This is a genomic window from Amorphus sp. 3PC139-8 (assembly GCF_040750475.1).
Lineage (GTDB): Bacteria > Pseudomonadota > Alphaproteobacteria > Rhizobiales > Amorphaceae > Amorphus.
On sequence record NZ_JABJVY010000032.1, the window covers coordinates 44932 to 51363 of the forward strand.

At 66.0% G+C, this 6432-nt stretch carries 5 protein-coding genes; 3 read left to right on the forward strand and 2 right to left on the reverse strand.

The genetic code is table 11. The features are described 5' to 3' along the window. The first annotated feature begins 10 nt into the window (after positions 1-10). From HNS03_RS22480 to fghA, 3 genes are all read left to right on the forward strand, one after another. Complete coding sequence (locus HNS03_RS22480; RefSeq protein ID WP_367198298.1) at positions 11-1693, forward strand: acyl-CoA dehydrogenase family protein; 1683 nt, start codon at positions 11-13, stop codon at positions 1691-1693. Between the two features lie 234 nt (positions 1694-1927). Continuing rightward, positions 1928-3040, forward strand: a complete 1113-nt coding sequence (locus HNS03_RS22485) for an S-(hydroxymethyl)glutathione dehydrogenase/class III alcohol dehydrogenase (RefSeq protein ID WP_367198299.1) — start codon at positions 1928-1930, stop codon at positions 3038-3040. 423 nt (positions 3041-3463) lie between these two features. Further along, a complete protein-coding gene (gene fghA, locus HNS03_RS22490) occupies positions 3464-4309 on the forward strand; it encodes an S-formylglutathione hydrolase (RefSeq protein WP_367198300.1) in 846 nt (281 codons plus the stop codon). A gap of 271 nt (positions 4310-4580) precedes the next feature. Here fghA and HNS03_RS22495 read toward each other — a convergent pair whose 3' ends face one another. Then, positions 4581-5831, reverse strand: coding sequence for an MFS transporter (locus tag HNS03_RS22495; RefSeq protein WP_367198301.1), 1251 nt, complete (start codon positions 5829-5831; stop codon positions 4581-4583). A 397-nt stretch (positions 5832-6228) separates the two neighbouring features. Continuing rightward, on the reverse strand, positions 6229-6432 hold a 204-nt coding region (locus tag HNS03_RS22500; RefSeq protein WP_367198302.1), incomplete at its 5' end, for a hypothetical protein.

The following is a 6432-nucleotide window of genomic DNA, read 5'->3' on the forward strand; positions in this document are numbered from 1 at the left end:
GCGACGACCGATGAGCGTTTTCGACGATCCCCGCGACCATCCCGGCCGGGTGGCGGCCCTTCTGCAGGCCACCTCCGGCTGGCAGCGGTTGCTTAAGCTCACCCCCGATCTGGACGACGAGACCGTCGCGGCCCTTGTCGCCGAGAGCGCCAAGATCGCCAACCAGATCGTGGCACCGTTGAACGTCGCCGCCGACACCGACGGCTGCCGGTTCGAGCAGGGCCGCGTGATCACGCCGGACGGCTATAGCGAGGCCTATGGTGCGATCGCCGAGGCCGGCGTGCTCGGGATGGAAATCGCGCCCGACCATGGTGGCCAGGGGCTTCCGATCGCGCTTCAGGCGGCCTGTGGCCCGTTCTTCGAAGGCGCCTGCCCGGCCTTCATGATGCTCGCCGGCGCGAGCCGCGCGGCGGCCCACCTGCTTCTGTCGGTCGCCGACGAAGAGACCCGGTCGACATGGGTGCCGAAGCTCGTCGCTGGCGAATGGGGCGCCACCATCTGCATCTCCGAGCCCGATGCCGGCTCCGATGTCGGCCGTATCCGCACTCGGGCGGAGCGTGTCGACGGCACCTGGCAGATCACAGGGCAGAAGATCTGGATCTCGTTCGGCGATCACCACGTCACGGAGCGGATCGGCCACTGCCTGCTCGCCCGCACCGGCGGCGGCGTCGGCACCAGGGGCCTCAGCCTGTTCCTAGTACCGAACCTGCGCGACGATGGCGCTCAGAACGGCGTCTCGGTCTCCCGCATCGAAGAGAAGCTCGGCCTGCACGGCTCGCCGACCTGCGCGCTTTCGTTCGAAAATGCCCACGGGATTCTTCTGGGCGAGGAAGGTCGCGGGCTGCCGCAGCTCTTCGCGATGATCGAACAGATGCGCCTGCTGACCGCCTGCCAAGGTCTTGGTGTCGCGGCGCGCGCCGCCGACGTGGCGTTTGCCTATGCCGCCGATCGCCGCCAGGGCGGGGCGCCGAACGAAACGCCGGTGGCCATTTCCACCCACACCGACGTGCGCCGGCAGCTTCTTGCGATCGACGCGCGGGTGGAAATCCTGCGCGCCGCGATCCTGGAACTCGCCGTGTCCATGGATCTCGCCCGCCGCGAAAGCGACGAGGCGGCCGACGAGCACGCCGCCTTCGTCGCCTGGATGCTGCCGATGGCGAAGACCTTCGGAGCGGAGACCGGATTCGACGTGGCGAGCGCGGCGATCCAGGTGCTCGGCGGCGCCGGCTACACCAAGGAATGGCCGGTGGAGCAGGCGCTGCGCGACACCCGGGTCCTGGCCATCTACGAGGGCACCTCCGGCATCCAGGCGATCGACTTCCTGATGCGCCGGCTCTGGCGCGACAGAGGCCGCGGTCTCGTCGCCTTCCTCGCCCGCGCCAAGCGGGAAATCGAGGCCACCCGCGACCTCGACTTGTCGTCCGCCGACACCGCCGAGCGGGTCATTGGGCACTTCGAGCGGCTGTCGGCGGAGATGCTGGCACTGGAGGACAGCCCTCGCCAGGCCGAGGCCGGCGCCCTCGCCTATATGCGGGCCGGCTGGTGCGCCGTGAGTGCGATGATGGCCCTCCGGCTGATCCGAACCGACCCGCTTGCGCCGATCGGCCGGTTCCGGCTCCATGCGCTCGAAGCCGAGATTGCTCTATACGCCAGCGAAGCCGCCCTGCCCCTGGATCTCGTGGATCCCGCCTGATCTCCTGCCCGTTCGGCCGACCAAGGCCGTCAGAGCGTGGTTTCGAAAACGAAATCGCGATGTTAGAGCATGTCCCGTTCAGACTGAATCGGTCCGAGCGGAAAGCAATTGCTCAAGCGATTGAATCTGGAGCCATTTCTTATCGCTCAGATGTTTCCATCCGAGCGGAAAAGGCTCTAAGGAGGACATCGACCGCTTCGAGGCGGCGTCGAGCGCCAACCCAAGGAGAATCCGGTGCAGACCAAGGCAGCTATCGCGTGGAAGGCGGGTGAGCCGCTGGCGATCGAAACCGTCGAACTCGACGGTCCGAAGGATGGCGAGGTCCTCGTCGAGATCATGGCAACCGGCGTCTGCCATACCGACGCTTACACCCTCTCCGGCGGCGATCCGGAAGGCCTGTTCCCCTCCATTCTCGGCCACGAGGGCGCGGGCATCGTGCGCGAGGTCGGCGCCGGCGTGACCAGCGTGAAGCCGGGCGATCACGTCATCCCGCTCTACACGCCCGAGTGCCGGGAATGTAAGACCTGCCTCTCTCAGCGCTCCAACCTGTGCACGGCGATCCGCGCCACCCAGGGCAAGGGCCTGATGCCGGACGGCACCAGCCGCTTTTCCATGGGCGGTAAGGAGTTGTTCCACTACATGGGATGCTCGACCTTCTCCAACTTCACCGTGATGCCGGAAATCGCGGTGGCGAAGGTGCGCGAGGACGCCCCGTTCGACAAGATTTGCTACATCGGCTGCGGCGTGACCACCGGCATCGGAGCGGTCATCTACACCGCCAAGGTCTGGCCCGGCGCCAACGTCGTCGTGTTCGGCCTCGGCGGCATCGGCCTCAACGTGATCCAGGGCGCCCGCATGGTCGGCGCCGACAAGATCATCGGCGTCGACCTCAACCCGGCCAAGCGCGAGATGGCCGAGAAGTTCGGCATGACCGACTTCATCAACCCGAATGACGTGGGCGCCGACAAGGTCGTCCAGGCGATCGTCGACGTGACCGATGGCGGGGCGGACTTCTCCTTCGACGCCACCGGCAACACCAACGTGATGCGCCAGGCGCTGGAGTGCTGCCATCGCGGCTGGGGCGAATCCATCATCATCGGCGTCGCGGAAGCCGGCAAGGAGATCTCCACCCGGCCGTTCCAGCTCGTCACCGGCCGCGTCTGGAAGGGCACCGCCTTCGGCGGCGCGCGCGGGCGCACGGACGTGCCGAAGATCGTCGACTGGTACATGGAGGGCAAGATCAACATCGACGATCTGATCACCCACACCATGCCGCTGGAAGAGATCAACACCGCCTTCGACCTGATGCACGAAGGCAAGTCGATCCGCTCGGTGATTCAGTATTAAGCGCTCGCGCCAGCGAGCTGACGCTCGCGGCTGCGCGGGCGCACCCTAGTTCTTTCGGGCGCGATCGCGAACGGAAAACCGCAAGGGCACTTTTCCTGCGATTGCTTACGGCGGCGCGCGGTCGCGCGCTGGCGGAGTGATACGGAGGCCCAGGCTCGTTGCCTCGGCCTGTCCCCAATCTCCGCTTGTGTGTTTGATTTGTGGTTTGCTTGAGCGTCGGGAGGCGTCGCCACGCCTTCCGACGCTCAAGCAAACCACAAATCAAACACACAAGCGGAGTTCAAAAACTCGCGTTAAGTCCCAACTTTCTCCGCGCACCCCGGCAAAAGCCGGGGGTCGAGGGCGGCATGGTGGGCGGTTAACGACCTTCAGCACGGGTTCGGCCTTCCGCCGGGACGTGCGGCAAAGCCACAAGGACACTCGATGACCGTGGAAATCGTTTCCGAAAATCGCTCCTTCGGCGGACGCCAGCTCGTCTGCAAGCATGCGTCCTCCGAGACCGGCACCGACATGCGGTTCTCGATCTACCTGCCTCCGGCCGCAGAGGCCGGGCCGGTGCCGCTGGTGTGGTTCCTCTCCGGACTGACCTGCACGGAAGAAAACTTCACGACCAAGGCCGGCGCCCAGAGGGTCGCCGCCAAGCATGGTGTGGCGGTGGTCGCGCCGGACACCAGCCCACGCGGCGAGGGCGTGCCCGACGATCCCGACGGCGCCTACGATTTCGGCCTCGGCGCCGGCTTTTATGTCGACGCGACCGTCGCGCCCTACGACCGCAATTACCGCATGGCGAGCTATGTCGAGACCGAGCTTCCGGCCGTTCTGGCCGAAGCCTTCCCGGTCGATCTTCAGCGCCAGTCGATCATGGGCCATTCCATGGGCGGCCACGGCGCGCTGACGATCGCGCTCAGGAATCCGGGCCGATTCAAGGCGGTGTCGGCATTCGCGCCGATCGCTTCGCCGCTCAACTGCCCTTGGGGCGAGAAGGCGCTGCCGGGCTATCTCGGCGACGCCCGCGCGCTCTGGCGGCGCTACGACGCCTGCGCGCTGATCGAAGACGGCCACCGGGTCGACGACATCCTGGTCGACCAGGGCCTCGCCGACGGCTTCCTGGAGAACCAACTCAAGCCGGAACTCCTGGAGACCGCGTGCGCGATGGCGGGCATTCCGCTGACGCTGCGCCGGCAGGAGGGCTACGACCACTCCTACTATTTCATCGCCACGTTCGTTGCCGATCACCTCGACTGGCACGCGGCCCGGCTTTCGAAATAGCAGCCCCGGAACCTGTCGAACCGGATCCCGCTTTGCGTGCAAACGCGGAGCCAATTTTATCGCTCGGGCCAGTTCGCTTCGCTCACGGCTGCGCGGGCACGGCCTGGTTCTTTCGGGCGCAATCGCGAACGGAAAACCGCAAGAGCACTTTTCCTGCGATTGCTCGCGCTTAGAGCCTGTCAGCGTTTCACGGAAACACCGATCGGTTCTAACCCTTTGTTTTGACGCATGTCCGGACGGCCAACCGGTTTCCACTTGGCCTGGACATGCTCTAGGCGGTGGCGAGCTTGCCGGTTCCAAGGCGCAGGAACAGGAAGGTGGCGATCGACAGGTTCAGGAGATTCCAGGCGATCCCGTTCATGAACGCCGGGCCGTAGGAATAGAAATAATCGAAGATCTCGCCCGACATCCAGCCGCCGACCGCCATGCCGATGAGCGTGGCCGACAGCACGATGCCGATCCGCCCGGCGGCCTCTTTGGCCGAGAAAAAGGCCCGGATGATCAGCGCGTAGGTCGGCACGATGCCGCCCTGGGCGAGCCCGAACAGGCCGGAAACCAGATAGAGCGGCGCCAGCCCGTCGAACGGCAGGAACAGGAACAGCGACAGGCCCTGCAGGATCGAGCTGATCCACAGCGTCGGCAACGGCCCGATCCGGTCCGCCACCATGCCGAAGAACAGCCGGCTGACGATGCCGGTGACCAGCATCAGCGACAGCATCTGGACGCCGGCCTGGGCGCCGTAGCCGAGCTGGGTGCAAAGCGCCACGATATGAACCTGCGGCATGGCCATGGCGACGCAGCAGGCAACCCCCGCCACCACCAGGAGCCCCTGGAGCAGGGGTAGCGGCAAGTCGACATCGGCAGCCGTCTGATTGGCCCGGGCGCGGCGGACGGGACGGCGCACGATCTCCGGCTCGTCCGGCGTCGGACGATGCAGGAACAGCATCAGCGGAAGGATGGTCACGAAGCAGATGATCCCGGTCGCCAGATAGGCGGTCCGCCAGTCCCACTGGTCGACCATAGCCTGGATCGCCGAAGGCCATACCGCGCCGGCAAAATAGCTTCCGCAAGCGACGATGGAGACCGCGATGCCGCGGCGCTTGTCGAACCAGCGCGAGACGTCGGCGATCATCGGACCGTACACCGCCGACGCCCCCATGCCGCCGATGAAGACGCCGTGGATGACGGCGTACTGCCATAAGTTGGTGGAGAGCCCGGCCAGCGTGTAGCCGACCAGCAGCGAGACCAGCCCGATCGAGAGCGTAAGCCGAACGCCGTACCGGTCGGACAGCCGGCCCATGACGATGCCGCCCACGGCAAAGCCCGACATCAGCGCGAAATAGGGCAGCGAGGCCCCGCCGCGGGTGGCCCCGAAATCGGCCTCGACGGCCGGAAGCACCACCACCGACGACCAGAAGCCGACGCCGGCAATCGTAGTGATCAGCGCCGACACGCCAAGCCGTATCCAGGCATGGCGGGAATCGAGACCGTCGGCGAACCGATCGGCGGCGATCGACGTCATGGCAAGCCTCGGACCAGAAGTGCGACCGACGTCCGGGGCAGACCTCGGCGCGTTCGCCGGCGAAGGCACTCGCTGTCGCCGTGCGAAAACGCACCAAACCCATCTCTTGGCGTCGTTCTGCGATTCGATGAAATGCGGAACGGCGCCGAAGCCGCCGATGCGCAGGACAAAATGACCATAACATCGGCAAGCTATGCACAATAGATGGGCGAAATCACCGGAGGATTGCGCAAAACGCAACCCTCGCGGTCATGTAGAAATCTCTGCGTGCCGACGCTCCGCCACAAAAGCGCGGCGCGTCAAAGGGCGAGCGCAGCGCCCGTTTAGATCGAGCCAACCGGAACGGATTGGTCCCGCTTCAGTTGGCACACCGCCAAACGGCGATGTGCCCTCCTCTTTAGAATTCGATGGTGAGTCGTCCCTGTGCGGCGTTGTCGGTGACGCCGGAGCCGAACTGGCCATCGTAGGAGACGCCGAGGCTGACGCCGGCGATGCCCATCTGTGGCTGGGCGCCGAGGTCGAGCTCCAGGCCGGCGCCGACAAGCGCCACGTCCTCGCCGAGCGGAACGCCCGCCACCGTGAACGGCGCGCCGCCGGCGAA